28 protein-coding genes and 4 tRNA genes are annotated in these 25,723 nt (G+C 70.0%); 16 read left to right on the top strand and 16 right to left on the bottom strand.

Annotation, left to right across the window (positions count from 1 at the left end):
• The first annotated feature begins 43 nt into the window (after positions 1-43).
• Entirely contained in the window at positions 44-970 is a 927-nt protein-coding gene (locus IEZ08_RS31440) for a DUF8083 family protein (RefSeq protein WP_068927862.1), read from the top strand.
• A 318-nt stretch (positions 971-1,288) separates the two neighbouring features.
• On the top strand, positions 1,289-1,492 hold the full coding sequence (bldC, locus tag IEZ08_RS31445; protein WP_013133571.1) for a developmental transcriptional regulator BldC: 204 nt from the start codon (positions 1,289-1,291) through the stop codon (positions 1,490-1,492).
• Positions 1,493-1,739: 247 nt separating this feature from the next.
• Here bldC and IEZ08_RS31450 read toward each other — a convergent pair whose 3' ends face one another.
• Positions 1,740-2,429, bottom strand: coding sequence for a TetR/AcrR family transcriptional regulator (locus tag IEZ08_RS31450; RefSeq protein ID WP_068927864.1), 690 nt, complete (start codon positions 2,427-2,429; stop codon positions 1,740-1,742).
• Positions 2,430-2,610: 181 nt separating this feature from the next.
• Here IEZ08_RS31450 and IEZ08_RS31455 point away from each other — a divergent pair, with 181 nt between their 5' ends.
• The 7 genes from IEZ08_RS31455 to IEZ08_RS31485 all read left to right on the top strand — a co-directional run bounded on the left by IEZ08_RS31455 (position 2,611) and on the right by IEZ08_RS31485 (position 9,277).
• Positions 2,611-3,702 carry a LacI family DNA-binding transcriptional regulator gene (locus IEZ08_RS31455; protein ID WP_084780765.1) on the top strand — a complete coding sequence of 364 codons (1,092 nt, stop codon included), beginning with the start codon at positions 2,611-2,613 and terminating at the stop codon, positions 3,700-3,702.
• 112 nt (positions 3,703-3,814) lie between these two features.
• On the top strand, positions 3,815-4,069 hold the full coding sequence (locus IEZ08_RS31460) for a hypothetical protein (protein WP_068929252.1): 255 nt from the start codon (positions 3,815-3,817) through the stop codon (positions 4,067-4,069).
• Positions 4,070-4,289: 220 nt separating this feature from the next.
• Positions 4,290-5,267: an N-acetylmuramoyl-L-alanine amidase gene (locus IEZ08_RS31465; protein ID WP_068927866.1), complete on the top strand. Its 978-nt coding sequence runs from the start codon at positions 4,290-4,292 to the stop codon at positions 5,265-5,267.
• Positions 5,268-5,379: 112 nt separating this feature from the next.
• The gene (locus IEZ08_RS31470) at positions 5,380-7,017 is read left to right on the top strand and encodes a beta-N-acetylhexosaminidase (protein ID WP_068927868.1); all 1,638 of its coding nucleotides are present in this window, start codon (positions 5,380-5,382) and stop codon (positions 7,015-7,017) included.
• 149 nt (positions 7,018-7,166) lie between these two features.
• Complete coding sequence (locus tag IEZ08_RS31475) at positions 7,167-7,640, top strand: NUDIX domain-containing protein (RefSeq protein WP_068927870.1); 474 nt, start codon at positions 7,167-7,169, stop codon at positions 7,638-7,640.
• 154 nt (positions 7,641-7,794) lie between these two features.
• Complete coding sequence (locus IEZ08_RS31480) at positions 7,795-8,394, top strand: RNA polymerase sigma factor (RefSeq protein WP_068927872.1); 600 nt, start codon at positions 7,795-7,797, stop codon at positions 8,392-8,394.
• Positions 8,387-9,277, top strand: a complete 891-nt coding sequence (locus IEZ08_RS31485) for a hypothetical protein (protein ID WP_141704290.1) — start codon at positions 8,387-8,389, stop codon at positions 9,275-9,277. Before IEZ08_RS31480 ends, IEZ08_RS31485 begins: the two co-directional genes overlap by 8 nt.
• Positions 9,278-9,344: 67 nt before the next feature.
• Here the strand turns inward: IEZ08_RS31485 and IEZ08_RS31490 are convergent, their stop codons facing one another.
• The 3 genes from IEZ08_RS31490 to IEZ08_RS31500 form a co-directional block, all read right to left on the bottom strand.
• Positions 9,345-9,548, bottom strand: coding sequence for a heavy-metal-associated domain-containing protein (locus IEZ08_RS31490; protein ID WP_189243555.1), 204 nt, complete (start codon positions 9,546-9,548; stop codon positions 9,345-9,347).
• A 40-nt stretch (positions 9,549-9,588) separates the two neighbouring features.
• On the bottom strand, positions 9,589-10,656 hold the full coding sequence (locus tag IEZ08_RS31495; protein WP_068927878.1) for a quinone-dependent dihydroorotate dehydrogenase: 1,068 nt from the start codon (positions 10,654-10,656) through the stop codon (positions 9,589-9,591).
• Positions 10,657-10,804: 148 nt separating this feature from the next.
• Complete coding sequence (locus IEZ08_RS31500; RefSeq protein WP_084780766.1) at positions 10,805-11,512, bottom strand: GAF and ANTAR domain-containing protein; 708 nt, start codon at positions 11,510-11,512, stop codon at positions 10,805-10,807.
• A gap of 171 nt (positions 11,513-11,683) precedes the next feature.
• Between IEZ08_RS31500 and IEZ08_RS31505 the strand changes: the two genes are divergently transcribed.
• From IEZ08_RS31505 to IEZ08_RS31515, 3 genes are all read left to right on the top strand, one after another.
• Positions 11,684-12,070: a hypothetical protein gene (locus IEZ08_RS31505; protein ID WP_068927880.1), complete on the top strand. Its 387-nt coding sequence runs from the start codon at positions 11,684-11,686 to the stop codon at positions 12,068-12,070.
• Positions 12,071-12,376: 306 nt separating this feature from the next.
• The gene (locus tag IEZ08_RS31510) at positions 12,377-13,093 is read left to right on the top strand and encodes a phosphatase PAP2 family protein (RefSeq protein ID WP_229803731.1); all 717 of its coding nucleotides are present in this window, start codon (positions 12,377-12,379) and stop codon (positions 13,091-13,093) included.
• A 356-nt stretch (positions 13,094-13,449) separates the two neighbouring features.
• On the top strand, positions 13,450-14,094 hold the full coding sequence (locus IEZ08_RS31515; protein WP_141704291.1) for a phosphatase PAP2 family protein: 645 nt from the start codon (positions 13,450-13,452) through the stop codon (positions 14,092-14,094).
• Here IEZ08_RS31515 and IEZ08_RS31520 read toward each other — a convergent pair.
• The 9 genes from IEZ08_RS31520 to IEZ08_RS31560 all read right to left on the bottom strand — a co-directional run bounded on the left by IEZ08_RS31520 (position 14,063) and on the right by IEZ08_RS31560 (position 20,371).
• Complete coding sequence (locus tag IEZ08_RS31520) at positions 14,063-14,566, bottom strand: isochorismatase family protein (RefSeq protein WP_068927883.1); 504 nt, start codon at positions 14,564-14,566, stop codon at positions 14,063-14,065. The two genes, IEZ08_RS31515 and IEZ08_RS31520, sit on opposite strands and share 32 nt — an antisense overlap.
• Positions 14,567-14,581: 15 nt before the next feature.
• The gene (locus tag IEZ08_RS31525) at positions 14,582-15,739 is read right to left on the bottom strand and encodes a sensor histidine kinase (RefSeq protein ID WP_084780768.1); all 1,158 of its coding nucleotides are present in this window, start codon (positions 15,737-15,739) and stop codon (positions 14,582-14,584) included.
• A 268-nt stretch (positions 15,740-16,007) separates the two neighbouring features.
• A complete protein-coding gene (locus IEZ08_RS31530; RefSeq protein ID WP_141704292.1) occupies positions 16,008-17,171 on the bottom strand; it encodes an epoxide hydrolase family protein in 1,164 nt (387 codons plus the stop codon).
• Between the two features lie 136 nt (positions 17,172-17,307).
• Complete coding sequence (locus tag IEZ08_RS31535) at positions 17,308-17,688, bottom strand: Rossmann-fold NAD(P)-binding domain-containing protein (RefSeq protein ID WP_068927885.1); 381 nt, start codon at positions 17,686-17,688, stop codon at positions 17,308-17,310.
• Between the two features lie 30 nt (positions 17,689-17,718).
• Positions 17,719-18,174 (bottom strand): pyridoxamine 5'-phosphate oxidase family protein, encoded by a 456-nt coding sequence (locus IEZ08_RS31540; protein WP_068927886.1) that lies wholly within the window; start codon positions 18,172-18,174, stop codon positions 17,719-17,721.
• 270 nt (positions 18,175-18,444) lie between these two features.
• Positions 18,445-18,518 (bottom strand) — tRNA-Phe (locus IEZ08_RS31545).
• A gap of 27 nt (positions 18,519-18,545) precedes the next feature.
• Positions 18,546-18,620: transfer RNA gene (locus IEZ08_RS31550), tRNA-Asp, on the bottom strand.
• Between the two features lie 106 nt (positions 18,621-18,726).
• A tRNA-Glu gene (locus IEZ08_RS31555) sits at positions 18,727-18,799 on the bottom strand.
• 96 nt (positions 18,800-18,895) lie between these two features.
• Positions 18,896-20,371, bottom strand: a complete 1,476-nt coding sequence (locus IEZ08_RS31560; protein ID WP_068927887.1) for a metallophosphoesterase family protein — start codon at positions 20,369-20,371, stop codon at positions 18,896-18,898.
• Between the two features lie 156 nt (positions 20,372-20,527).
• On the opposite strand from IEZ08_RS31560, the gene IEZ08_RS31565 reads away from it, so the two are divergent.
• Together IEZ08_RS31565 and IEZ08_RS31570 are read left to right on the top strand one after the other, a co-directional pair.
• On the top strand, positions 20,528-20,869 hold the full coding sequence (locus IEZ08_RS31565) for a metallopeptidase family protein (RefSeq protein WP_189243556.1): 342 nt from the start codon (positions 20,528-20,530) through the stop codon (positions 20,867-20,869).
• A 169-nt stretch (positions 20,870-21,038) separates the two neighbouring features.
• Positions 21,039-22,334 carry an MFS transporter gene (locus tag IEZ08_RS31570; RefSeq protein ID WP_068927889.1) on the top strand — a complete coding sequence of 432 codons (1,296 nt, stop codon included), beginning with the start codon at positions 21,039-21,041 and terminating at the stop codon, positions 22,332-22,334.
• A gap of 1 nt (position 22,335) precedes the next feature.
• Here IEZ08_RS31570 and IEZ08_RS31575 read toward each other — a convergent pair whose 3' ends face one another.
• Positions 22,336-22,884 (bottom strand): PspC domain-containing protein, encoded by a 549-nt coding sequence (locus IEZ08_RS31575; RefSeq protein WP_084780770.1) that lies wholly within the window; start codon positions 22,882-22,884, stop codon positions 22,336-22,338.
• 133 nt (positions 22,885-23,017) lie between these two features.
• Between IEZ08_RS31575 and IEZ08_RS31580 the strand changes: the two genes are divergently transcribed.
• Positions 23,018-24,175, top strand: coding sequence for an acyl-CoA dehydrogenase family protein (locus IEZ08_RS31580; RefSeq protein ID WP_068927891.1), 1,158 nt, complete (start codon positions 23,018-23,020; stop codon positions 24,173-24,175).
• Positions 24,176-24,341: 166 nt separating this feature from the next.
• Here IEZ08_RS31580 and IEZ08_RS31585 read toward each other — a convergent pair whose 3' ends face one another.
• Positions 24,342-24,920, bottom strand: coding sequence for a 3'-5' exonuclease (locus tag IEZ08_RS31585; protein WP_176728630.1), 579 nt, complete (start codon positions 24,918-24,920; stop codon positions 24,342-24,344).
• A 179-nt stretch (positions 24,921-25,099) separates the two neighbouring features.
• Between IEZ08_RS31585 and IEZ08_RS31590 the strand changes: the two genes are divergently transcribed.
• Positions 25,100-25,172: transfer RNA gene (locus IEZ08_RS31590), tRNA-Lys, on the top strand.
• Positions 25,173-25,263: 91 nt separating this feature from the next.
• Here IEZ08_RS31590 and IEZ08_RS31595 read toward each other — a convergent pair.
• The gene (locus IEZ08_RS31595; RefSeq protein ID WP_373294394.1) at positions 25,264-25,632 is read right to left on the bottom strand and encodes a tyrosine-type recombinase/integrase; all 369 of its coding nucleotides are present in this window, start codon (positions 25,630-25,632) and stop codon (positions 25,264-25,266) included.
• Between the last annotated feature and the right edge of the window lie 91 nt (positions 25,633-25,723).

Raw genomic sequence — 25,723 nt, forward strand, 5'->3', positions numbered from 1 at the left:
GTGATACCGGACAACAGCGGGGTCTTCGTGGCACGATGCGAGCGTGCTGCCCTATGCCGCGTACCTCCGTGTCTACGAACCTCTGACCGCGTTCAGCCCCCCCGAGCGCGTCTCATGGGAGACCTACGCCGGCGCGCGTGACCGGCCGCGCCGGGCGACCGCGCTCCACGCCGAGCACGGTGAGGCGGTCGCCCGCCTGCTGGGCGTGCCCCCGATCCCGGCGCCACCGCACGAGAGCCCCAACGCCTATCTGCGCCGCGTGGAGGACATGCTCTACGTCTGCCCCTGGCAGAGCAGGCTGCGCTCCTGGCTCGCCTTCTCACGCTTCCGGGGGGCGACCCCCGCCCGGCTGGTCGAGCGGTTCGTGCCCATCTCCATCGCCGAGCAGACCGCCGACGACTTCGACCGGTTCAAGCGGCGCGGCGGCTCGGCCGCCCTGCGCACTCACATCCGCACCTCGACCTGGCACATCCCGGTCTCCTGGTTCGTCCCCTTCGACGGCAACGAGCGCTGGCTGGTGCTGAACGGCGGACCGGCGGCCGAGAGCACCGCCGCGGAGGACTCGGCGGCCGGAGACGCCGTCACCGGGGGCTCCACGGCCAAGACCTCCGCGACCTCCGCGGGCGGCCGCAACCTCCTCTACGTCACCACCATGGCCCACGCCCGGCGCCGTACCGCCCGGGCCCTGCAGATCATCCGCAGGCACGGGGGCGACGCCGGGGTGACCGTCGAGGTCGAGGACGTCGCCCGGTGGCTGGAGGAGTTCCATCCCCACTCGCTGGTCGAGCTGGACTACGGCGGCATCGTCCACCTGATGGACGACCGGCGGCTCCAGGCCGACCAGTCCGTGTCGGAGCTGGCCGCGGCGCTGACGGGTCTGGAGACGGGCCAGGAGGAGCTTGCGTTCGCCATGTACCAGCGCGTGATCCTCCGCTGGCGGTCAATACAACTTCTCGAATCAGCAAACTGAGTCGCATATCACCCCTCTGACCTGCATAAGTGGGGCTGTCAACGTCCGGGGACGCATCTGCGAACTGAGTAGTTTGCCGTTTTCACTGCGATACCACGAAACGTGTCGCTAGAATCACCGAGCGTGACTACACCGCGTGCACAAGAGAGATGAGTCTCCCAAAGACTCGCCAATCGCTTTGCGTGGTTGTATGGTCACACTGGGTGATACCCCTTATGACCCCATCAGCCGCACGCAGGGGGCCGTAGGAGGACATCCGTGACAAGCGTCAATCGCAGGATCGCTGTCGCCGGTCCACACGGAGGAGAGGCCGCACAAATGTCAGCTCGTACACCTGAGGCCGAGCCGCTGCTCACCCCGGCGGAGGTCGCCACCATGTTCCGGGTCGATCCCAAGACCGTCACCCGGTGGGCCAAGGCGGGCAAGCTCACGTCCATCCGCACCCTGGGTGGGCACCGGCGCTACCGGGAGACCGAGGTCCGCGCGTTGCTCGCGGGGATCCCGCAGCAGCGTTCCGAGTGAGGGGGCAGCGCGTCGGTCAGCGGGGGAGCCGTGCCCGCGCTCACTCAGCGTGAGCGCGGAGGGCACGAGATCTGCGTGGGAAGCGGCGCCGCACATCCGGCGCCGCCCCACCCTGACGGTCCCGTGATCCTTCCGGCATGACGGTCCCGTGATCCTTCCGGCGGCTCAGCTCAGAGCACACGCCGGTCACGGACGCGCTCGGAGCGACTGATCACCGCCAGGCTCAGAGCACCGGTCACAGCCGGGCTCAGAGCAACTGGTCGCGGACGAGCTCCTGGAGAAGCTCCTCGACCTCCGGTGCGTGGTTCGCGGCCACTCCGAGCAGCGCCACCATGTGATCGACCAGCATGCGCTCCAGCACGGGCCGCTCTATGTCCCGGTGCTCCAGCCAGTCGAGGCCGGCCGTCTCGACCGAGGCGATCCACGAACGCAGCGTCATGCGCAGGGTCGGGCCGGGTTCCTCGACCCGCATCTGCCTCGTGATGAGGTTGAACAGGCGGTGCCGGACGCTGTCGACGATCTCCCCGATCTCGCCGCTGCGGTTGGCCGGACCGCCCTTGAGCAGCGCGGCGAAGCCCGCCGCGTGCTCCTCGACGAAGTCGAAATACCGGCCGAGACCCAGGGCCAGCTCGTCCAGCGGACGGCCGTTCCCCTGGGGACGCAGGCGCTCTTCCAACTGGCTCGCGGCGCTCTTCAGCGCGGCGACGTACAGCTCCTGCTTGCCGCCGAAGTAGTGGTAGACCAGGGCGCGCGACGCGCCGGCGGCCGAGGCGACGTCGTCGATCGAGACGTCCTCGGCGTCGTGCTTGCTGAACAGCTCCAGGGCCGCGGCCATGAGTTCCTCACGGCGCCGGTCCACGCTGAGCCTGCGCCGTGCGGGACGCGTACCGCCTGCCGCAGGTTTCTCCTGCTTGGCGGCTCCGGATGTCGAACCCACATCCCGCACACTATCGGAGTCGGAGACCCGCGGCGCCGACGCCAAGATCCGGTGCCGCCGGATGAAAGCTGTACCCCATCCGGAAGAAAGCCGTACCCCAAACGGAAGTGGATCGTTTTGTGTGAGAGGGCATCCAGACACCCGCACAGGTGCCCACCCACCATTTCCGGGGGAGAGGCCAATGTCAGGACCGCCGGTCGACATCACCACCACCAACCGAGCCCGCGCGCTCGACATCCCCGTCCAGACGGACGGGATCACGCCGCGTCCGCGGCCCACGATCCGCAACGTCGCTGAACGAGCCGGCGTCTCCAAATCGCTGGTCTCCCTGGTGCTCCGCGGATCGCCGCACGTCAGCGAGCACCGCAGGCAGGCCGTACTGCAAGCGGCCAGAGAGCTGGGCTACCGTCCCAACGCGGTCGCCCGGAGCCTGGTCGAGGGCCGCACCCACCTGGTCGGAGCACTCGTCGCCGACCTGCACAACCCCTTCTACGCCGAGTTCCTCGACGGGTTGCAGGAGAGCCTGCACGGTGACGGGCTCCGGCTGCTCATCGGCAACAGCCAGTGGGATCCCGCCTTCGAGGACGAGGCGGTCGAGGCCTTCCTGGAGCTCCGGGTGGACGGGCTCGTCCTGCTCGGCATCCCGCCCACCAGCGAGACCCTCATCGAGGCGACCGGCTACACGCCGACGGTCGTCGTGGGTGAGCGTGAGATCGACCTGGGCGGCGTGGACATCGTCGTGGACGACGACCAGCTCGGCTCCCGCCTGGCGATCGACCACCTCGTGGAACTCGGCCACCGCAGGATCGCCCACATCGAGGGCGCCTGCTCCTCCTCCGGCAGGTTCCGGTGCGAGGGTTACCTGGTGGCGATGCGACGGCACGCGCTGGCGCCGTACATCACGGTTGAGCAGGCCGAGGCCACCGAGGAGGGCGGCACCCGGGCGGCACGCAGCCTGCTGACCCGCGACCCCCGGCCCACCGCGATCTTCGCCGTCAACGACAGGGTGGCCATGGGCGTGTTGTCCGCCGCGGCCGAACTCGGCCTGCGCGTGCCCGAGGACCTGTCCGTGGTCGGTTACGACAACTCGCAGCTGTCGGGCATGCCCCCGATCTCCCTCACCACCGTCGACCAGCCCCGCCGGGCCATGGGCCGTTCCGCCGCGGCTCTGCTCAGCGACCGGATCGGCGACCCCGGCAAAGCCTCCCGGCTGCGTCAGGTGACCCCCCATCTGGTCGTACGGCGCAGCACCGGCCCAGCCAGCGAAGCGTAAACCGTCCGCCTGGAGCGTTACACCGTTTCCAGGCGGGCGCCAAGGCTGAGCAAATCCCCGCTGGCGTCACGGATCACTGGTGTTGACTCTGCTCCTGATAAGGGGGGTAACCATGCGTGATCCAGAACTGGTTTCATGCGCTCAGCGCGCCGCCTCCGAGCTGGAGCGGGCGTGGGCGCAGTGGCGCACCAGCCGGGGCCGGGGCCGGAGCGGAGAGACGGCGTCCGACTCCGTGGCGAGTTACGTGGCCCACTCGATCGACCATCCGTGGGGCCGCCCGCGCGTGGTCCTCGGCGTCGACGCCGAGGACGCCCGCGAACTGGCGGCGCTCCTGCAACGTCAGGAGATCGGCGAGCACGTCTACTGACGGTGGACGAGCGCGTCCATCGACCGTGGAACGGTGGATCGGCCACGACGACGGCAGCGCGTGCCCGGTTCTCGCACGCGCTGTCCACGTCCGGCCGGGAGGCCCGAGCCTCCTCCGATCCACCGGTCACCGGCTACCGGGTATCCCGGCGACCCGGCGGCGGGCGTGGTACCGGGCCGCGTAGATTGGGTGGCTGACGGTTCCTACGGGGGGATTGAACGTGACTGGCAGAGCACTCACGGCGGCCCTTGTCCTGTGCGGCCTGGCTGCCACGGCCTGCGGCGGTGCGCCGGACGACACCGGCGCGGTCCCGCAGCCGGCGACCGGATCCTCCGCGACCTCCGCGGGTTCCGCCAGTCCGGCGGAGACCACCGCCGGAGGTTCACCGGACGGTACGGAAACCTCCGCCGGCTCCGAGAGCCCCGATGGTTCCGGTACCGCCGAGGCCCTCCCGGAGGGGGCCGCCCCCGAGGACTCCGCGGAGGCCACCGTCTCCGGCACCGCCGAGGCTCCCGCGACGGGCGGCGCCGCCGGCTCCAAGCCCCTGGAGGGCAAGGTCGTGGTCATCGACCCGGGGCACAACGAGAACAACCACCGGCACACCGCGGAGATCAACCGGCAGGTCGACGTCCTGACCCAGCGCAAAGCCTGCGACACCACCGGCACGACCACCGCGAGCGGCTACACCGAGGCCGCGTTCACCTGGGACGTCTCCCAGCACCTGGCCAGGATCCTGAAGGCCAGGGGCGCCACGGTGAAGCTGACCCGCAGCGGGAGCACGCCGTTCGGCCCGTGCATCACCCAGCGGGCGGCGATCGGCAACCGGGCCAGGGCGGACGCGGCGATCTCGGTGCACGCCGACGGCTCCGCCGCCGGCAACCGCGGCTTCCACGTGATCATGCCGAGGAAGATCAACGGTCCGGTGGATCCGGTGGTGGGCAGGTCCGAGCAGCTCGGCATCGCCGTGCGGAACGCCTTCCGCGAGGGCACCGGCCTGCCGTACTCCACCTACATCGGCAGGCAGGCCCTGGACTACCGCAGCGACCTGGGCGGCCTGAACCTCTCCACGGTTCCCAAGGTCTTCATCGAGTGCGGGAACATGAAGAACCGCGCCGAGGCGGCGAAGTTCCAGGACGCGCGGTTCCGCCAGAGGATCGCCCTCGCCCTGGCCGACGGGATCCAGGACTACCTGCGATAGGCACCCGGGCGCGGTACGGAGCACCGTCCGCGACGATGGCGATCATGGTCGCTATGCACAACGTTCCACAGCCCCGCGGGGCATTTCCGCTTGCATTTGGCATGATTCGGACATGATTGAGCTTCTGCCGCGTCCGTCGTCCGCCACCCCCGCCGAACCCGGATCCTTCACGCTCTCCCCCGGTGCCTCCGTCTCCGGCCCCGCCGAGCTGGTGGACGCCGTACGGCAGGCGCTCCCCACACTGGACCTGCGGCCCGCCGAGTCCGGGGCCGTCGTGGTGGCACACGACGCGTCGCCGGGTGCGGAGGCCTACCGGCTGGAGGTGACGTCCGAAGGCGTGCGGATCGCGGCTGCGGACCGCTCCGGCGCCTTCTACGCCGGGCAGACGCTGCGCCAGCTGCTGCCCGACACCGCGTTCCGGAGCGTCCCGGCAGGTGGGGACGTGCCGCTGGTGCGGGTGGCCGACGCGCCGCGGTTCTCCTGGCGCGGGACGCACCTGGACGTGGCCCGGCACTTCCTGCCCAAGCGGGAGGTGCTGCGGATGATCGACCTCATGGCGGCGCACAAGCTGAACCGGCTCCACCTGCACCTGGTGGACGACCAGGGCTGGCGGTTCGAGAGCCGGGCCTACCCGCGGCTGCACGAGGTCGCCTCGCACCGGTCGCAGACGACCACCAGCTACTACCGCGAGGAGCCCGCCTTCGACGGCGTCCCGCACGGCGGTTACTACACGCTGGACGACCTGGCGGAGATCGCCGCCTACGGCAGGGCGCGGGCCGTGACGATCGTGCCGGAGATCGACGTGCCCGGCCACGCCTCGGCGATCCTCGCCGCCTACCCGGAGTTCGACGCGCGCGCGACCGGCGGCCGGGAGCCGGAGCCGTTCGGCGTGCTGGAGCGGTGGGGCATCTCCCCGGCGATCCTCTCCCCGCTCCCCCCGACGATCGACTTCCTGACCGTCGTGCTCGACGAGCTGCTCGGTGCGCTCGGTGAGACCCCGTACGTGCACCTCGGCGGGGACGAGTGCGTGCTCGACGACTGGGCCGCCTCACCGGAGATCACCGCGTTCCAGGCCGAGCTGGGACTGCCGGACCTCGCCGGCCTGCACGCGTGGTTCCTGCGGCGGCTGGCGGACGTGCTGGCCGAACGGGGCAGCCGGGCGGTCGTCTGGGACGAGGCGTTCGTCAGCGGCATGCTCCGCCCCGACACGATCGTGATGCCGTGGCGCGGGCTCGGCGTGGCCAGGCGGGCCGCCGCCGCCGGGCACGACGTGGTGCAGACGCCGATCTTCCCGCTCTACTTCGACTACGCCGAGGCGTCCTCGGCGGACGAGCCGGTCGCCATCGGCGACGCGACCACGGTGGCCGACGTGGCGGGGTTCGCGCCGATCCCCGAGGCGTGGACCGCCGAGGAGGCCGGACACGTGCTGGGCGCGCAGTTCCAGTTGTGGAGCGAGCGCCTGCCCGACGGCCGGGCCGTCGACTACCGGGCCTGGCCGCGGGGATGCGCGCTGGCGGAGGTCGCCTGGGCGGGATCCGCCGACACCGCGTTCCCCGCCCGGCTGGAGCGGCACCTGAGGCGACTGGACGCGCTGGGCGTCGAGTACCGCCCGCTGGACGGGCCGCGCCCCTGGCAGCGCGGCGGGACCGGGTGGCGGCGTCACCGCCCGGGCGTCATCGACGTACGGGAGAGCATGAAGCACGTGGAGGAGCTGACCCACTCCGGCGACTCCACCCGTCCCAGCATCTGATCCCCGTCCGGCCCGGCTGGGCCGGGCTGGGCTGGGCCGGGCTGGGCTGGGCCGGGCTGGGCTGGGCTGGAGCGGGCTGGGCTGGGCTGGGCTGGGGCGGGTAGCAAAATGGATGGAGGGGCGCCATCCCGATCAGTACGCTCCGGGACATGAGCGCTGTCCCCTCCTCGAACGGCCCTGTCCCCCGGAGCGCGCCCAAGGCGCCCTCCGTCTCCTGCGTGTTCGTCTGCCACGACGGCGAGGGCCGGGTGCTGCTGGCCCGGCGCGGAGCCGGGGCCCGGGACGAGCCCGGGACGTGGGACTGCGGCGCCGGGGCGCTGGAGTACGGCGAGACGTTCGAGGCGGCGGTCGCCCGGGAGGTCCGCGAGGAGTACTCGGCCGAGGCGCTGGAGATCGAGACGATCGGCGTCCGCAACGTCCTGCGCGGGGACCCGGTGACCTCTCACTGGGTCGCGGTGGTCTTCGCGGTCAGGGTGGATCCCGGTGAGGTCGCCATCGGCGAGCCGCACAAGTTCGACGAGCTGGGCTGGTTCGCGCCCGACGCGCTGCCGGACCCGCTGCACTCGCAGCTCCCCGAGAGCCTCCGGCTCCTCCGGTCGCCCCACCGCCTCCCGACCGCGTAGCCCGGGACTCACCGCCTCCGGACCGCGTAGCCCGGGACTCACCGCCTCCCGGCGAGATCCCCCCGCGTCCTCCACCCGAACCCGCCTCTCCGGGAACCGTTCGGGGCGCTCCCGGCAACAACGGATGATCTGATCCAGAGCCGAGAGGCGCAGAATGAGTGAGAGCAGCCGGGCGGAGGACGATGACGCCTCCTTCATCGAACGGTCCCGGCACGACCCGGAGGCGTTCGCGGAGCTCTTCCGGCGGTACGCCCCGGACATCGCCCGCTACGTCACCCGCAGGCTGGGTGACCACGCCGCCGACGACGTCGTGGCCGAGACGTTCCTGACGGCGTTCCGGCAGCGCGGCGGCTACGACGTGGTCCGCCCGAACGCCAGACCGTGGTTGTACGGGATCGCAACCAACCTGATGAGACGGCACGTGCGCACGGAGGTGCGCCAGCTGCGCGTCGTGGAACGCACCGGGACCGACCCCGTCCTGGCGCCGTTCACCGAGCGCAGCAACGAACGACTGAGCGCCGAGGCGGCCCACCGCCGCCTCGCGGGTGCGCTGGCGGCGCTGCCGCGCGGCCACCGTGACGCGCTGCTGCTGGTCGCCTGGGGCGGCCTCACCTACCCGGAGGTCGCCGAGGCGCTGAACGTCCGGCTGGGCACGGTGCGCTCGCGCGTCAACCGGGCGCGGAGCAAACTCAGGAACGAACTGGGCGGGGTCAATCCCCTCGCCGCGGTCAGCGAGGGATCCGTCCATGAATGAGATGAACCAGCTTGAGCGCTTCCGCGCGGCGGTCCCCCGCCCCGACCTGGCCGACCTGCACGAACAGGAGCGGCGGCTGCTGACCGCCATCGGAACCGGGCCGTCCGGACCCCTCCGGCGCCGCAGGCCGATGCCCCGTCCGGTGGCGGGCCTGGCGGTCGTCGTCCTGGCCGTGGCCGCCATGGTCGGGCTCACGCTTATGCAGGACAAGGCCGGTACAGCGACCTCCTACGCCAACGCGGCCATCGACATCCGGCTGCGCGGCGACGAGTACGTGGCGACGATCAAGGATCCGTTCGCCGACCACGCCCTGTACTCCGAGGGGTTCCAGGCGCTGGGCCTCGATGTCGGCCTGCAGCTGGTGCCCGCCTCGCCGACCCGGGTGGGCGACATCGTGCGGTACGGGTCCTCCGGCACGGACGGGGACGACAGGCTGGGCGGCGGACTGTCGCCGGAGGGCTGTGCCCCCGGCTCACCGGACTGCGCGCTGACCGTGACGGTCTCCAAGGGGTTCAGCGGCAAGGGGGTCGTCTACCTGGGCCGGCCGGCCCGGCCGGGCGAGAGGTACGAGGCCCACGCGAGAGCCGAGGCGAAGGGCGAGATGCTGGAGGGCTACGACCCCGTCGAACGCACCGTGGGCGAGGTGCTGGCCGAGGTGCGCAGGCGCGGCCTGAACTCGGTTCACCAGGTCATCACACCCGCGGAGGACGGCGACGGCTTCTCGGTGGGTCCGGGTGACCGCTCAGCCGAGGTCCGCGACCACTGGATCGTGTGGGCGGCCGAACCGGAGCGCGCCGGGACGGTCCGGTTGCTGGTGTCGGAGAAGCGGGTGGCGAAGAACCCGGTCTACGGCGACTCCGGGCCGGAGACCCGGACCGGTTGACCTTCCGCCCCGGTCGGCGGATGACGTCGACCGGGGCGGAGCCGTACGGACAGAACGCGCGGGCAGGTCAGCCGGCCACCGTGTAGCCGGCCTCCTCGATGGCGGCGCGGATGGCCGCGTCGTCGAGGTTGTCGCCGGTCACCTCCACCCGGCCGGACTCCAGGTCGACGTCGACCCCGGAGACACCCGGGACTTCGCCGACCTCCTCCTTGACCGAGCTCACGCAGTGGCCGCAGGTCATGCCGGTGACGGTGTATGTGTTCGCGCTCATCGCACCTCCAGATCCGTGAGTTACCCACCCAGGGTATATCTCAGCGCGCGGTACGGCCGATGATCTCGCGGAGATCGGTGGCACCGTGGCGGCGCATGCGCCGGGCGAGCTGCCGGTGGATGCGGTGCGCCCACAACGGGCCGTTATAGATCATGGCGGTGTAGCCCTGGACCAGGGTGGCCCCGGCGAGCAGGCGCTCCCAGACGTCGTCGACGTCCTCGACCCCGCCGACGGAGACGAGGGTGAGCCGGTCCCCCACCCGGGCCCGCAGTCTCCGCAGCACCTCCAGCGACCGGGTCTTCAGCGGGCGCCCCGACAGACCGCCGGTCTCACCGCTGGTGACGCCCTCGCGGCTGATCGTGGTGTTGGTCGCGATGATGCCGTCGAGCCCCAGCTCCAGGGCGAGGTCGGCGACCGCGTCCACGTCCTCGTCCGCCAGGTCGGGAGCGATCTTGACGAGCAGCGGGGTGCGCTTCGGGGTGCCGTCGGCGACCTCCTTGACCGCCTGGAGCAGCGGGCGCAGCAGCTCCACGGCCTGGAGGTTCCGCAGGCCCGGGGTGTTGGGCGAGCTCACGTTGACGACCAGGTAGTCCGCCAGAGGGGCCAGCTGCTTGGCGCTGGCCACGTAGTCGTGGACGGCCTCGGACTCGGGAACGACCTTGGTCTTGCCGATGTTGATCCCGACGACCACCGGGACCCCGCGGGTCCTGCTCAACGCCTTGGCCGCGGCGTCCGCGCCTGCATTGTTGAAGCCCATCCGGTTGATGACCGCCCGGTCCTTCACCAGCCGGAACAGCCGGGGCCTGGCGTTACCCGGCTGGGCGTGGGCGGTGATCGTGCCCACCTCGACATGGCTGAAGCCGAGCGCGGACATGGCCTCCACGCACCGGGCGTCCTTGTCGAAGCCGGCCGCCAGCCCGAACGGGCCCGGGAAGTGCACTCCGAACGCCTGCACCCGCAGAGCCGGGTCACGGGGCGCGAGGCGGCGGTGGAGGAGCTTCTTGGCCACCGGTGCCGCGGAGACCAGGCGGAGTCCCCGCACCGTCAGGTGGTGGATGTCCTCCGGGTCGAGGCGGCTGAGAATCTGCGTGAAAAGGAATCGGTACATCAACGGCCAGGTTAGCCCCCCGGACCGGTACCGCCCGAGGCGGCCACCCTCCGGGAGCCGGGGAGGGCGGTTCGGCCGGGAGCCGGGGAGGACCGGTCGCCTCAGGAGCCGGGGGCGATCCGGCCGGAAGGCGGGAGGACCGGTCAGGTCATCCCGGTTCGCCCGCCCCCTCGGCGAGCACCTCGGCCGCCAGATCGGCCACCCGGCGGCGGCTGTCCCGGGCCCGCTTGCGCAGGCCGGTGAACGCCTGCGCGGCGGTGAGGTCGTGCTTGCCCATCAGGTAGCCGATGGCCCGCTCGATGACCACGCGATAGTCGAGGGCGTACTGCAGCTGGTCGGCCAGGACGCTCTTCTCCTCGGCCGCTATGGCGGAGGTGAGGATCTGCCCGATGACGTCGGCGTAGGCGTGCAGGGACCGCAGGTCGGAGCCGTCCCAGTCATAGGGGGCTGACCGGTAGACGTTGAGCGTGCCGACCGGCCGCCCGCCGAGCCGTACCGGCACCCCTGCGACCGCGCGCACCTCCGGGTGGAGCCGCTCGGCGAGTTCCGGCCAGCGTGGATCGTTCCGCACGTCGAAGGAGGTCACCTCGGTGTTCTCGGTGAACGCGGACACACAGGGGCCCCGGCCCGCGTGGAGCTGGCCCCCTTCGAGGCTGCGGCCCGCCTCGTCGGTGGTGATCAGGTAACGGAGTTCCCCGTGCTCCCCGGCGAGCATCAGGCCCGCGCCGGCGTGGCCGAGCAGGGTGTCGACGACTCCGACCGCCCGCTCGAGCTGCTGGACGAGGTCCGGGGCGGGGACCGTCAGCTGGAGCCCTCTGAGGCTCGCGACCAGCGCGTCCTGGTCAATGCGCATCATATGGGGGGTGCCTTTCTGCCTTTCAGAAGTGGCTGGAACCTGTGGTGACGTCTACCTCTGCCCCGGAGACGGGGATTTAGGCAGGCGTCTAGGATCCCGGCGGCCCTCACCGCATATGATCGTCAACACCTTGTTAAACATTCGGCAAGCGAAGATCGGCAAGCTGTCGATATGAACAACATCCCTTCCCGTTCCACCGCCGTCCGCCGTCGCCGCACCCTGGCGCACGTCATCCTGCGCGACCTTGTCGAGACCGGGCACACCACCGTCCCGTCCTGGTGGGAGTCCGAGATCGAGCGGGAGTTCGGCGGGCTGGGCGGATTCCTGGCGGAGCTGAGCCGCCAGTGGTGGACGGCCTACGCCGCGCACCTGGACACGCTCATCGAGCTGGGCATGGGCGGCCCCGACCAGGCGTGGGCGGATGTGGCCGAGCAGATGCCGCACCTGCGGGCCGTACTCGACGCCTATTCCGGTGAGCCCGCCCTCGGCGAGGCGGAGCGGCGCCACTGCGACGTGCTGCGCTGGACCACGCGCCGCGAGGCCCGTCACGCCGCTTGAAGGTCTTCCGGCCCCTGACCGCCGGCGCCCGTTCCCCTCAGGCCGCCGCCGTCCGGGTCTCTGCCAGGCGAGTCCGTGTCGGCCGAGTTCCTGTCGGCCGAGTCCCGGCCGGCCGGCTCCCTGCGGTCGAGTCCTCCCCGTGGATCCCCTCCCTGCGCGGCCCCCTCTCCCTGCGAACTCTCACCGGAGAGTTGTCCGCCGCCCCATGCATGAACCTGTGCAACGGGGTAGCCATGAGTGATGGTCAGATTGCTCGATCGCCAGGGCACGAACCAGCGACTGGGTGTACGGCTCACACTCGCCACGGTGGCTGTCATCCTGTTCGCGGTGCCGTTCATGTTGCTGCTGGTGCTGGTGTTGTCCTCGTTCGAACCGCTGAACGACTTCGACGAGGACATGGCCCGACGGTTCTACGGGCACGCGCTCTCCATCCCGGGCTACACGGACTTCCTCAGCGTGGGGACCGAGGTGTTCGGCCCGTGGACGTGGCGTGTCCTCGCGGTGCTGGCGGCGATCTGGCTCTGGAGACGGGGATGGCCGCGCCTGGCGGTCTGGTCGGTCGTCACGATCGCCGTCAGCGGCCTGCTGAATCTCGCGGTCAAGGAACTGGTCGACCGGGCCCGCCCCATCCTGCCCGACGCGGTGTCATGGGCGCCCGGGCCCTCGTTCCCCTCCGGTCACGCGATGGCCGCGGCGACGGGGACGAGCATGCTGGTGCTTCTCCTGCTTCCCGTTCTCAAACGCCGGGGGGCGCGCCTGGCGGCATGGGGCGTGGCGGCGGCGATCACCGTCTTCGTCGCCTACAGCAGGGTGGGGCTCGGCGTTCACTGGGTGAGCGACGTGATCGCCGGGGTCGCACTCGGGCTGGCGACGGTGGCGGCCACCGCCATGGGCTACGAGACCTGGCGGCGCGACGAGGGCCACAGGCCGGCCGTGCCGTACGAGGAGGGCGTCGAGCCCGAGGTGTCCGAAGAGGCGTCCCCCTTGCCGGAATCGGATTTCCCGGAAGGCCGGCCTTCTTGAGCCTCCCGAGAAGTGAGCCCTGCCGGCACGGCGACAGGGCGGAGAGTTCCCCTGTCCGGCGGGCGGGCAGCGGGCCCGGCGCGAGAGGTTCACTTTCGTGGCACGGCCCGTGCCCGCCCGCCGGACAGGAGGGAACCGCGCGCCCCTGCCCTTCGGAGCCGAGCCGTTGAGGGGGAGATCTCCCAGGCCCGTCCGTGGGAAGGACCCCGGCAGGCGCCTCAGGAACGGAAAGCGGGTCGCTTTTATACGGGGTTGGGCGTTCCATGAGCCTCTTTTAGGGTAGCTGCGGCACCATGTCGAGGATGCCGATCGATGGCAGGAGCGCCCTCCGCCTCATCTTGTTACCGCTGTCCATCATGGCCGCTCTGACGATCGGCGTCGGCCTGCTGATCACCAAGGTCCTGGAGACGACCACCATCGGCGCCAACGACCAGGGGGTCAACGAGGAGTTGGCCGACGGCCGCACGACCTTCTGGAGCGACGTCACGGACGTGCTGTCGAGCCTGTCCGACACTCCGGTGATCGTCATCGCCACCGCCGTGCTCGTGGTCGTCTTCCGGCTGGTGTTCAAGCGCTGGAACGAGTCGCTCTTCCTCGTGGTGGCCGTGTGGTCGCAGTCGATCATCTTCCTGCTCTCGACCGTCCTGGCCGAGCGCGACAGGCCCGAGGTCGAGCGGCTGGACCCGGCCCCGCCCACTTCCAGCTTCCCCTCCGGGCACACCAGCGCCGCGGTCGCCTTCTACTGCGGTGTAGCCCTGGTACTGACCTTCCACACCCACCGATACAAGATCTTGAACGTGCTGTGGTGGCTGGTCGGCCTGGGCATCCCCATCGGAATCGCCTACTCCCGGATGTACCGTGGCATGCACCATCTGAGCGACGTCGCCTGGGGCTTCCTGCTCGGCCTGGTCTGCGTCGCCGTGGCCGCCAACGCGCTGTTGACCAGGCGGCGCACGACCAGGGAGGGCGTCAGAACAACTCAGACGGCGTGGCCACCCTGACGCCCGCCGCGGTCAGTTCCGCCTCAACCTTCCCGGAGATGACCGCGGCGGGTTCATCCCCGTCATAGGTCGCGTGAGCACCTCGCACGAGGGTCACCGAGTGCCCGTGCTCCACCGCGGCCAGGGACGTCTCACGGACGCACCACTCGCTCTGCATCCCGGCGACCACGACAGACGCCGTCGGCGGGAGCAACCAGGCGAGGCCGGTGCCGGCGAACGCGCTGGGACTGTGTTTGTCGATCACGTGCTCCCCCGGGAGCACCTCGTGGACCAGTTCCCAGCCCGGCGTCCCGGGAGCGTCGGGGTCGCCCTCTCCCCCGTTGTTCCGCACGAATATCACCGGTATCCCGGTGGCACGGGCACGCTTCAGGAGCGTGTCGATCGCGGCCGAGACCGTCTCCGCCTCGGGCACCGGTTCGGGAGGCTGGAGCATGTTCCGCTGAACATCGACGAGGAGCAGGACGGGGCTCATATACGAACTCTAGTTCTAGTCCCCTTTTGAGGGGAAGCTTTTCTCGAGATCCCACGACGATGGCGGGAGATCCGCCGTCACCACCGTCGGCCCTCCTTCCGGGCTGATCACACTGAAGTGCCCGTCCAGAGCCGCGACCCGGCGGGCCAGACCCGATAATCCGCTCCCCGAGGGATCGGCGCCGCCCCTGCCGTCGTCGGTCACCCGTACCTGAATCCCGCTCTCCTCCGATGCGACCCGGACAGTGATCAGGCCCGCTCCGGCGTGCTTCGCCGCGTTCGTCACAGCCTCGCACACCACGAAGTAGACAGCCGTCTCGGCCGTCGTGGCAGGCCGCCCGTCCAGATCGTAGGAGATCCGCACGGGCACGGCGGAGCGCTCGGCCACCCCGGCCAGCGCCTCCCGCAACCCCAGGGAGTCGAGTGCGCTCGGATAGACCCGCCAGGCCACCTCCCGCAGGTCCGCCAGGGCCCGCTGCGCGTCCTCGTGCGCCTGGCGGAGCAGGTCGTCCAGGAGCTCGAGTGATCGGCCACGCCTGGCCCGGCCGATCAGCATGGCCAGGGCGACAAGGCGCTGCTGCAGCCCGTCGTGCAGGTCACGCTCGATCCTGCGCCGCTCGACGTCCACCGCGGCCACGATCCCCGCGCGAGTCTCTGCCAGCTCGGCGATCCGGCGCTCGAGTATCTCCGTGGGGCTGAGCCCGAGAAGGCGGACCACCAGCCACCGTTCCAGCGACACCACTCCGGCGATGCCCGTGAGGTTGAGGAACAGCAGAACCGTTCCCAGCACCGCGATGTAGGCCAGGATCGGCGCGGTCGGCTCGATGCCGTCCGGGTGTTCCCCTGCCAGCCAGCCGGTCACCAGCCATATCGCGGCCCCTGCGCCGATGCCCAGCACCAGCAGGACCAGCCCGCCCAGCACACCCACCGCCCAGCGCGCGGACAGGTAGCGGTGCGCCCGCACACCGCTGTAGCCGACCACCCGCATCCCCAGCCGCCGGACCTCGAACGAGGCGATCCGGACCGAGACCGCCAGCACCTCGGGGCGCAGGCGCGGCAGGGCGAGGCACGGGGCGGAGACGAGCAGCCAGAGCAGCTGCACGCCCGCGGTGAGCGTTCCCACCAACAGGGTGAGGACCATCAGGCCACCGCGGCGCAGCCCGTCATGGGGCATGACCGCTACCCCGCCGCGCCGGTCGCCGTACAGCTGGAATCCTGCTCATGGAAAGCAGGCTACGAGGGGGAGCCTGCGGCGGCGATGGGGTCCGCCGCCGCAGGCTCCTGAGGAAAGCCGCACCCCCGTGAAAGGGGTTTCCGCACCCGCGCCCCTCCTGGTGCCATGGTTCCGGCGTCCTTCGCGCGGAGGTTCCTTCGGCTTCGGCGTTCTTTCGTACGGAGGCCCTTTCGGTGGATCCTCGGTGGATCCTTCGTACAGGGACTTCTCAGCGGCCGCTCTCACGGAGGCCACGGAAGAACGCCCGCACGTCTCCGACGAGCAGATCCGGTTCCTCCATCGCGGCGAAGTGACCGCCCCGGTCGAACTCGGTCCAGTGCACGATGGCGTCGGCCCGTTCGGCGAGTTTGCGGACGGAGGGCGCGATCTCGCGCGGGAAGACCGCGATCCCCGTCGGGGTGGCGGAGACCTCCGGCATGCTCCACGCGTGCGCGAACTCGTAGTACAGCTGCGCGGAGGAGCCCGCCGTGTTGGTCAGCCAGTACAGCGTCACGTTCGTGAGCATCCGGTCACGGTCGACGGCGTCCTCGGGCGCCTTCTCCGAATCCGTCCACTCCCGGAACTTCTCCACGATCCAGGCCAGCTGCCCGGCAGGGGAGTCGGCCAGGCCGTACGCCAGGGTCTGCGGCCGGGTCGACTGGATCTTCATGTATCCAGACATGTCGTCCATGAAGCGATCCAGACCCTTCAGCCGCTCCCGTTCCGCCTCGGTCAGCCCGTCCAGCTCCCCCGGCGCGCCGCTGGGGAAGGTGAGCAGGAAGTTCAGGTGGACGCCGATGACGTGCTCGGCGTCCACCACTCCGAGGTCGCGGGAGATGCCCGAGCCCCAGTCTCCGCCCTGCGCGCCGTACCGCTCGTATCCCAGGCGGCTCATCAGCACGGCCCACGCCTGAGCGATGCGGCGGATGTTCCAGCCCTGGTCGGTGACCGGACGGGAGAACCCGTACCCGGGGATGGACGGGATCACCACGTGGAAGGCGTCCGCGGGATCGCCGCCGTGGGCCCGGGGGTCGGTGAGCGGGCCGATGACGTCGAGGAACTCCACGATCGAACCGGGCCAGCCGTGCGTGAGGATGAGGGGCGTGGCGTCGGCCTCGGGCGAGCGGACGTGCAAGAAGTGGATGTCCTGGCCGTCGATCGTGGTGGTGAACTGGGGGAAGGCGTTGATCTTCGCCTCGTGCTCGCGCCAGTCGTAGGAGGTGGCCCAGTAGTCCACGAGCTCCTTGAGGTAGCTCTGGGGGACACCCCTGTCCCAGCCCACGCCCGGCAGCTCTCCGGGGAAGCGGGTGCGGCGCAGCCGGTCGTGCAGATCATCCAGATCGGCCCGGGGGATGTCGATGCGGAAGGGACGGATCGCGGTGTCGTCGCTCATGGCACCACGCTGTCATCCATCGCGGAAAAAATCTTTCCTCTATGGAGGAGGGATTTCCGCAATAACACGGAATCCCCGATAAGCGATGCTCGTCATCCCTCTCACCGGAGAGGCGTCTCCCCGCGGAATCCGGAGATCAGCGGGCGTTCCGCAGCGGGTCGGCGAGAGAAGTGGCGGGATGCCCGGCGACGTCCGGTACGGCGGTGCTGACGCCCTCCATCTCCCCCGCCGCGACGGCGGTGCAGGTCGACACCCAGGCGTCGACCTGCCATGCGGGTGCTCCGTAGGAGGCCCGGGAGGCGTAGGCCTCCGCAAGAGTCTCGGGGTGGTAGGTCACCCGGCGGCCGGCGGCCGAGCCGACGACGGCGGCGATCTCGGCGAAGGTCAGGTTCTCCGGCCCCGTCACGTCGTAGGTCCTGCCCGCGTGGCCGCCGGGCGCCCGTACGGCGGCGTCGTCGGCGATGTCGTCCTGCGCCACGACGGAGACGCGTCCCCGCCCCGCCGGACCGCGGATCACGCCGTCCAGGGCCCGGCGCGCCGTGGAGGGCTACGCCAGCCAGTTCCCGTCACGCATGAGGGTGCGGCCCTTGAGCTCGTTCACCTCTCGCCATGCCTGGATGCCGGTGGGGACGATGCGGAAGTACAGGTAGTCGTCGCCGCTCTTCCGCGGGTCGAATCCGGTCTTCTCGGCGAAGGCGTCCGCGAGTCCGTCACGCATCCGGTCGAGGGGAAGCACCTCGGCCGCACCTTCGATCATCACCACGTCGCGGGTGCCCCCGAGCCCTATCCGGACGCGCCCGTTCGACCGGAGGTTCCTGCCGGTCGGAGTGGCCACGGAGGTGGACAGGATCAACGCTCCGTCGTCCCAGAGGAACGAGAGCGGCACCATGTAGGGATCGCCGTCGCCGTCCGCCGAGGCCACCCAGACGTCCACGTCATGGACCAGCCGGGCGAGCGTGTCGCGCCTGCGTTCGTCACCGCTGCGCGGCGGAGGCAAAGTCACCGTTCCACCCCTCCGAAGATCTTCAGATGGCAGATCCTAGCGTCCCCGGCCGGCCTCCACCCCGTCACATCGTCCGGTGCGGCACCCACCGGCGTCTCGACAGGAGCCGGTACAGCCGGGATAACTGGTGATCGCCGACCTATCCCGTACGGTGTCGGCCTATCCCATACGGCGGAACCGCCCGCCGTACATGTGACGCGTCGCCGGCACCGGAGATCAAAAAGCCCCGCACGATGATCCGTACGGGGCGTCTTTGCTGCTCAGATGATGTGGTCAGGGGCGGGGTCGAACCGCCGACCTTCCGCTTTTCAGGCGGACGCTCGTACCAACTGAGCTACCTGACCTGGATGGTGGGTTGACACCTACCAGAGCGGTCCTGACGGGACTTGAACCCGCGACCTCCACCTTGACAGGGTGGCGAGCACTCCAAACTGCTCTACAGGACCTTGCTTGGTCGGAAGTTTTCGCTTCCGTCCGTCTTGCCTTGCTTAGCTTACCAGGTCTTCGGAGGCCTTCGACCTGCCGTTTCCCTGGCGAGCTTTCGCTCAGCCGTGCCCCCAACGGGATTCGAACCCGTGTCGCCGCCTTGAAAGGGCGGTGTCCTAGGCCACTAGACGATGGGGGCGTGAAGGACTTTCGTCCCGCTGCCGTTGCCGTCTTCCGCTGGAGACCTCTGAAGCATAGGGGACTTTCGCTCCCGATGCCAAAGCGGTTTCCCGGCTCACGGCGTTGCGGCGCCGGCGGTCGATCCCGTCGGGGACGGGCTGATCGTCGGCTCCGGGAAAATTGTACGCCCAGGCTCGCTCTCAAGATGACGCTGGATCTGCACTGACTGCTCGCCGAGTCCCCCGAGGGTGATGTCGTCCCAGGCCCGCAGGCGGCGCGTCTCCCGGTCGAAGTACAGAACCGAGGCCATCACGGGGGTGGGCTCGTCATGTTCGAGGGCGCGCAGGCCGGCGCCGCCGGTGGAGCCCTGGACGAGGATCCGGGTACCGGAGGGCATCAGCTCCGTGGAGCGGGCATGGGCGTGGCCCGAGAGGACCATGGGGGTCGTACCGGAGAAGGCCCTGCCGATCGTCGGGTCGTGCACCGCCACCAGGTCGACCGGGCCGAACGCCTGGGCCAGCCGGGTGGCGTGCGCCCTGCCCAGGATGGCGAGGGAGTTGGGGTCGGAGTCGACGGCGACGGACTTGTCGGGAGTGAAGCGAGGGTCACCGAGGCCGTATATGCGCAGGCCCGCCACGGTTTTGACGGAGTCGTCGAGCACGACCGCGCCCTTCTGCCTGGCCACGGCGCGCTGGGTGGCCTTGGAGTCGTGGTTTCCCCTGACGAAGACGTACGGCACCCCGAGGTCGCCGATCTCCTTGACGAAGTTGTCCTCGGGACCGGTGCCGTGGTCGGTTATGTCCCCGGTGTCGACGATGAGGTCGATCTTGAACTGGGCGGTGATGGAACGGATCAGGTTCCACGAGATGAGGTTGAGGTGGATGTCGGAGACGTGCAGGACCCGGATCGCGGTGGGGTCGGCGTCGTAGACGGGCAGGGCCGAGACCGTGTCGTACAGCTGTGAGACGTTGTTGACCAGTTTGGCGAGTTGCCCCCGGTAGGACTCGAACCTCGTCACGATCGACTCGGCGTCACCGACCAGGGACGGCGCTCCGGAGAGCAGGCCGGTGTACTCCGGCTCCACCACCGCGCCCGGCCGGTAGGTCAGGATGGCCCCCGTACCCACTCCGGCGATCATGACGACGGCGCTCAGCAGACCCGCCAGCGCCGCCCTGGGCCGGCGGAAAACGACCAGAGAGGCGATCAGGGCTCCGGCCAGCCCGGAGACGACAACCCTGATGATCAGCTGGCCTATCCCCTCGCTCAGCTCTTTCTCCAGCAGCGCGGGAAGCCGGTCGGAGAGCCGGGGATCCTCCAGCATGGCCCTGGCCCGCTCGGTGTTGATGTTCTCCAGCGTGACGCGCAGACGTATCGGGGCGTCGTGGGTGTCGAACAGGAGGGTGCCCAGAGGGCGGGCGTCCACGATGGTCTCTCCGGTCCAGGAGACCTCGGCGGACATCCCGGCCTCGACCGGCCCCACCACGGCCCGTACGGGGCTTCCCAGGGCGACTCCGAGCCACGCCCCGGCGGCGGCGACGGCCAGGACCGCCACCGCGCGTGCGACCCGCCCCGACACGGCGCGGCGGAACATTCCGCCCCACCCCGATGTGGGGCGGCGGATTGCCTGGGTCCAACGCCTGAAGTCCATGCGCCTCCGTCTCCGCTCGACTCCCGTCGACTCACGGGAGCCGTCTCCGCCCGGCTCCCCAGAAGTCGCTTACCCGGAAAAGCGCGGCAGAATGGCCGTGTGATCGAGGTCTCGAGAGAGAAATTCGAGGAGCTCGTGGCCGAGGCACTGGACACGATCCCTCCCGAGCTGACGAAAGTCATGGACAACGTGGTCGTGGTGGTCGTGGACGATCCGCCCGAACCGGATCTGCTGGGGCTCTACACCGGCATCCCGCTCACCGAGCGTGGCGACTGGTACGCCGGCGTGCTCCCCGACCGGATCGAGATCTACCGGAACCCGATCTGCTCGATCTGCGACACCGAGGACGATGTAGTGGAGGAGGTGCAGATCACGGTCGTTCATGAGATCGCCCACCATTTCGGCATCGACGATGACCGGCTGCACGAGCTGGGCTGGTAGATAAAGCGCATTACACGTTGCTTCACATCATGCCCGATATTTCCTGATCGAGAATTACACGCTGCATGAGCTTGACCACTTCAGGTTGCAAAACGGCTCTTCAACAGGCACGGTAGGTCACAGGGCGAACACACACAGTCAAGTTCGCCCGTGAGATCAGCGGAGTCCCATGGCGGCCACCAGGTCCGGACGGTCCGCCGGGCGGCATCGCCGTCCGGTCGAGCGCCAAGCCACCTACGGCGAGGTCCTCGCCGTCAGGGAGTTCCGCGCGCTCTGGGGCGGCCAGGCCCTCTCCCTCCTCGGCGACCAACTCTCCCGTGTGGCACTGTCCGTCCTGGTCTTCGAGCGGACCGAGTCGCCGCTGGCCACCGCCTCCGTCTACGCGCTGACCTACCTGCCGCCGATCATCGGTGGCCCGCTGCTGGCGGGACTGGCCGACCGCTACGCCCGGCGCCGCGTCATGGTCGTCTGCGACCTGCTCCGCGCCGTCATGGTCGCGGCCATGGCGATCCCCGGCACCTCGTTCGTCACGCTGTGCGCCCTGGTCTTCTGCGTGGTGCTGCTCAGCGCCCCGTTCTCCGCCGCCCGGGCGGCGCTCCTGCCCGAACTCCTCGAGGGCGACCGCTACGTCGCGGGCTCGGCCCTGCAGAACATGACCAACCAGGCCGCGCAGATGCTCGGCTTCGCCGTCGGCGGCGCCCTGATCATGGGGATGGGGCCGTACCGCGCGCTGGCCCTCGACGCGGCCACCTTCATGGCCTCCGCGCTGATCCTCATGTCGGGGATACGGCGGCGCCCGGCGCCCCTCCACGACGACGCCAACCGTCCCTCGATGTGGACGATGACCCGCGCCGGAGCCCGGATGGTCTTCGGCGACCCCCGGCTGCGGACCCTGGTGCTCTTCGCCTGGCTCTGCGGCTTCTACGTGCTTCCCGAGGGCATCGCGACCCCCTATGCCGCCACTCTGACCGACGACCCCCAGCGGATCTCGTTCGTGGCCGGTCTGCTGATGGGCGCCATGCCGACCGGGACGGTCGTCGGCGCCTTCCTGTTCAGCCGATACGTCAGCCCTTCCAGACGCCTGCGCGTCATGGGCTGGATGGCGATGCTGACCTGCGCGCCGCTGATCGTCTGCGCGATGCGCCCGCCGCTCGCCGTGGTGCTGGTCCTGTGGTTCATCTCGGGCATCGGCGGTGCGTACCAGCTCGCCGCCAACGCCGCGTTCGTGCAGTGCGTGCCGGCCGAACGGCGCGGCCAGGCCTTCGGTCTCGTCCAGTCAGGCCTGCTGGCCGTTCAGGGCATCGGCATCCTCATCGGCGGTGCCGCCGCGGACGCGCTCGGTCCCGAACCCGTGGTCGCACTGGCCGGCGCGGCGGGCCTGTTCGTGGCCGCCGCGCTGGCCATGCTGTGGACCGAATCCCGCAAGGAGATCATCGTGAGGGCTCGCACCGGAGCGGTGGCCTGACTCACGCCTGCGGCGTGGAGTTGCCGTCACCTCGCGGGGGCTCCGGATTGGTGTGCTGCGGAGGCACCGGAGGGGTGTACTGCGGAGCCGGGTTCTGGTACGGCGGGGCCGCGTCCTGATGGGTGGGGTACGGCGAGGCCGTGTCCCGGTGCATGGGGTACGGCGCCGGCGCGGCCGGCTCCCCGTGGGTGGGGTACGACCCGGCCGGCGCGTTGTGCCGGTCGCCGTGCCTGGCCCAGCTCTGCTCGGCCTTCGCCCAGCTCTCCGCGGCCTTGGCCTTCGCGTCCAGCCAGACCGGGTTGTCCTTGTTCTTGTCCAGCAGGTCCTGGAGGATCGACCGGTCCTTGCCCTCGTCGGGCAGGAGCAGCCAGCCGACCGCGTAGACGGCCACCCCGGCCCCGCCGAAGATGCTCATGACGGCGAGCGCCACCCTGATGATGTTCGGGTCGATCCCGATGTAGCGGCCGAGGCCCGAGGCCACACCCGCGACGATGCGTCCGTCCCTGGTCCGACGGAGCTGTTTCGTACCTGAGAAGTTGTTTTCGTGCATGTCTTCAGCCTGCCCCCTGGACGCCTCCGGTCACATCGGGATTGCCCCTGGCCGGACCCTGAAGTACCCGCAATACCCTGGCAGGGTCACCATGGAACCCTGACCAGGGTCACCGCGGACGAGAGGAACCCCCATGGACGACCTCCTGCGTATCGATGACGAACTCTCCGACGAGCAGCGCCTCATCCGGGACACCGTCGAGGAGTTCGTCTCCGACCGGGTGCTCCCCCACGTCGGCGACTGGTTCGAGGAGGCGGTCTTCCCCGCCCGTGAGCTCGCCCCCGCGCTCGGCGAACTCGGACTCCTCGGCATGCACCTGGAGGGGTACGGCTGCGCGGGGCTGGACGCGGTCTCCTACGGCGTCGCCTGCCGCGAACTGGAGGCCGGCGACTCCGGTCTGCGCTCGTTCGTGTCGGTCCAGGGCTCACTGGCCATGTTCCCCATCTGGAAGTACGGCTCCGCGGAGCAGAAGGAGGAGTGGCTGCCCCGGATGGCCGCCGGTGAGGCCATCGGCTGTTTCGGCCTGACCGAACCCGACCACGGCTCCGACCCGGCGGGCATGCGCACCCACGCCAAGCAGGACCCCTCCGGCGACTGGATCCTCAACGGCTCCAAGATGTGGATCACCAACGGCTCCGTCGCCGACGTCGCCGTGGTCTGGGCCCAGACGGAGGAGGGCATCCGCGGTTTCGTGGTGCCCACCGGCACGCCGGGCTTCTCCGCCCCGGAGATCCACAAGAAGATGTCCCTGCGGGCCTCGGTGACCTCGTCCCTCTACTTCGACGACGTCCGTCTCCCGGCCTCGGCCGTACTGCCCGGAGTCCAGGGTCTGAAAGGCCCGCTCTCCTGTCTGTCGGAGGCCCGTTTCGGCATCCTGTGGGGCGTCGTCGGCGCGGCCCGCGCCTGCCTGGAGTCCGCCGTCGACTACTCCAAGAGCCGCATCCAGTTCGACAGGCCCATCGGCGGCTTCCAGCTGACCCAGGAGAAGCTCGCCTGGATGTACGTCGGTCTCGGGCAGTCCCAGCTCACCGCGCTCCACCTGGGCCGCCTGAAGGACGCCGGAACCCTCACTCCCCGCCAGGTCAGCTTCGGCAAGCTGGCCAACGTCCGCGCCGCCCTGGACATCGCCCGCCAGGCCCGCACGATCCTCGGCGGCAACGGCATCACCCTGGAGTATCCGGTGATCCGGCACATGAACAACCTGGAGTCCGTACTGACGTACGAGGGCACGCAGGAGGTTCACACCCTGGTGCTCGGCGAGGCCCTGACCGGCATCCCCGCCTATCGCTGACAACCTGCCACGTGCACCCCGCGGATCCGCGAAACGGCTTGCCGGCCGAGCGCTTCACGGGGTCGCGGACGGCCCGCAGGCCGGGGGCGGCTGCAGGCCGGGGGCGGCTGCAGGCCGGGGGCGGCTGGCAGGTTGCGGCGGCTCCTGGACTGCGGCGACTCGCGCCCTACGAGCCGACCTGCCGCCGCCGCGCCTCCCGCTGCGGCAGACCGCACGCCTTCCACTCCGGAGCCCGCGCGGCCCGTTCCAGTTCCTCATCCCAGCACGCACCCCGCTCCATGAACGAACGGAACAACGCGGCGGTGGCGCGTGCGTCGGCCAGCGCGGCATGGGCGTTCACGAGGGGGACCCCGGCGCGCTCGCAGCATGCGGCGAGGGTCCACTTCCCGTTCCCGGCGGGGAGGAACTGCGGCGCGAGACGCTGGGTGCACAGAGTCTCCGTCACCCAGTGACTGTCCGGGAGCGCCCTCAGGAAACGCAGGTCGAAGGAGGCGTTGTGCGCCACCAGGACACGCCCGGCGATCCGCCCCCAGATCTCGTCCAGCACCTCATGGATCACCGGTGCGTCCGCCACCATCGCGGGGGTGATGCCGTGGACGTGCACGGCTCCCGTGTCCCGGCGGGGATCGATGAGCGAGTGCCACTCATCGACGGTCCTGCCCTCTCCGTCCAGGGACACCAGAGCGATCTCGCATATCCGATCACCCTTCGCGGGCGAGAACCCGGTCGTCTCCACATCAACCACGACGTATCCGCCTCGCGCGGACCGACGGAGGGGGGCATCCAGCTCTGGTCCCGATGTCGTCACAGCTACCACTCTAGGAAGAGTCCCGCCTCCCCACGCACCTCTTGGACGAACCGACGCCCCTCCCGAACCTGGCAACGGACGTCGGCGGACACTATCCTCGGTACGCTGTCTCCAGCGGGGCGTTAGCTCAATGGTTAGAGCTGCGGACTTTTAATCCGTAGGTTCTGGGTTCGAGTCCCAGGCGCCCTACCCCATTGAACTGGGCAGGACTCCCAATCTCCATGATCGGGAAGCCTGCCCAGTTGCGTTTTCCGTTGCAGTCGTTGCGATTCCGTGGCACTCAGTCATCCCACAGCGCCCGGCCCATCCGCGCCGCCGCCTCACTCGCCAGGGTCTCCGTGATGTGTGTATAGCGCTTGGTCGTGGTGAGCTGGGAGTGCCCGAGGACCGCCTGAACCACCCGGATATCCACACCCTGTTCAAGAAGAAGCGTCGCGGCGGTGTGGCGCGCGTCGTGCACCCGGGCGTCCTTGTCGATCTCGGCGAGTTGGAGGATCTCCTTCCACTCGTCCCAGTCGTCCCCGGCGTCGATGGGGCTTCCGTCCGGCATGCACCACACCAAGTCCCATGCCTGCCACTTGTCCCCGGCCGCCTCGCGTTCGGCGTCTTGTGCCTCATGGTGGACCCGGGTTCCGCAGTTGGTAGTCACACGTGAGCCCGGAATTGAAGGTTGACCTGGGGGAACGCGTGTAGGGCCGGGAAGGGTCGTGTGCCTACGCCCTCCGCAGCCAGGTGTTGGT

The organism is Planobispora rosea (genome assembly GCF_014648175.1).
Lineage (GTDB): Bacteria > Actinomycetota > Actinomycetes > Streptosporangiales > Streptosporangiaceae > Planobispora > Planobispora rosea.